The organism is Microcoleus sp. SVA1B4 (genome assembly GCF_036700545.1).
In the GTDB taxonomy this organism is placed as follows: Bacteria; Cyanobacteriota; Cyanobacteriia; order Cyanobacteriales; family Microcoleaceae; genus Microcoleus.
The window spans coordinates 1-1,888 of the sequence record NZ_JAUBPB010000154.1 but is presented as its reverse complement, the minus strand read 5'-3'; the positions used below and the strand labels follow the sequence as shown (position 1 = coordinate 1,888).

Below are 1,888 nucleotides of genomic sequence, written 5' to 3'. Positions count from 1 at the left end.
CGTTAACAAGTGCAATCCTGGGTTGTGGTGGGTGAAGTGAAGAGTCCTAAATCAGCAAATATCACTCTACGGAACGAAGAAAAACGCTTAAATCTCCTGGGGCGGTCGAACAACCCAGGTAGGGCAAATCAAAGCTACATATGAAATAAGCGGGTAGGATGTGACCAAAACGGCAAAGAACTAAGGACTCAAGCCCAACTGATCACGGTCGATAGAGACAAGATTACTTAAGTAGTTGGAATAAGTTATGACGACTCAAGAAATTGAAGTTGATAATTGGAAGGCACTACCCTGGAAAACATTCCAGAAGACGGTCTTTCGCCTACAAACCAGAATCTTTAAAGCTCGGAAGAATGGCGACCGCAAGCTAGTGTGTAAGCTTCAGAAGTTATTACTCAACTCCCAGGCAGCTAAATACTTAGCCGTCAGGCAAGTCACCCAATTAAATCAGGGCAAGACCACAGCAGGGGTAGACGGCAAAACTGCACTGAACTGCAAAGAACGGATGCAACTAGCCCAAGACCTCCTACAAGGCTGGAAGAAGTGGGAACACCAAAAATTACGAAGAGTAAATATTCCCAAAAAGGATGGCACTCAACGGAAATTAGGAATACCCACCATTAGCGATAGAGCGTACCAATGTCTACTCAAATATGCGCTTGAACCCGCAGCCGAGGCAACATTCCACGGCAATTCATACGGGTTTCGACCCGGAAGAGGGGCGCACGATATCCAGAAACGGCTGTTCTCAGCCTTAAGGTCTAGCAGCGATGGAATATCCAAAACCATACTTGAGATGGACATTGAAAAATGTTTTGACCAGATAAGTCACGAGACAATTCTGGAAAAGACAGAACTGCCAAAAATCGCTCTTAAGGGTTTAAGACTTGCCATCAAAGCAGGAGTGAGAGGGGAGTACCCATCGTCAACGACAGGTACTCCACAAGGAGGCGTAATTTCCCCACTTTTAGCCAATATAGCTCTCAACGGAATCGAAGAGTGCTTCAAGAATAAAAACATCACCTGTTTAAGGTATGCCGACGACCTCGTATTCCTCTGTAAACCAGGGGTTAACCAATACGGATTACGTTCAAGCATCAATCTATTTCTTGAAGAACGAGGATTGCAGGCTAAAGAAAGCAAAACCAAGCTCGTAAATTCTACAGTTGGATTTGATTTCTTAGGGTGGAACTTCAAAGTTAAGCCCAACGGAAAATTCATCAGCACTCCATCACAGGAAAATACCCAAAAAGTAAAAGCCAAGATTAAAGTGACGATGAAAGATAGTAGATTCACCCTCATTCAAAGAATCGCCAAATGCGGCTCATTGGTAAGAGGTTGGAGAAACTACAACCGATACTGTGATCTGACCTCACACGACCTATGGGCGCAAGCCTATTGGACATGGAAATATATCCGCAAACAAGGGAGTTTCGACCGTCAAGGTACAACTGAGTTAATCCATAAGGCATTCCCATCAGTAACCTGGAGAGCGTGTTCCCATAACAATGTGACCGGAGATAAATCCCCGTTCGATGGAGACCTCACTTACTGGGCTAAGAGAGAAAACAAGAATTACTCAGGGATTAACGCATCACTTCTGAAGCAACAAAACCACAAATGCAAAGCCTGCGGACTGTCGTTCCTCAGTGGCGACAAGGTAGAGCTACATCATGCGGATGGAAACCATAATAATTGGCAGAAATCTAATGTACAGATGCTCCACCGTCACTGTCACCAACACCAGCCTATCCACGGAGAAGCGCGTGTAGCTCGAAATTCCCAAAAGGAAAAGTAGATATTGACTAGGAGCTGTATGCCGTGAAAGCTGCACGTACAGTTCTGAAGGAGAGGTGTCCTGTGGCAACACAGGCATCGACTCTAACCG

1 protein-coding gene is annotated in these 1,888 nt (G+C 45.2%); it reads left to right on the top strand.

Features of this window, described 5'->3' with window-relative positions; all coding sequences use genetic code 11:
• The first annotated feature begins 247 nt into the window (after window positions 1-247).
• Window positions 248-1,798, top strand: coding sequence for a reverse transcriptase domain-containing protein (locus QT987_RS29640; protein WP_333247055.1), 1,551 nt, complete (start codon window positions 248-250; stop codon window positions 1,796-1,798).
• Window positions 1,799-1,888: the final 90 nt, after the last annotated feature.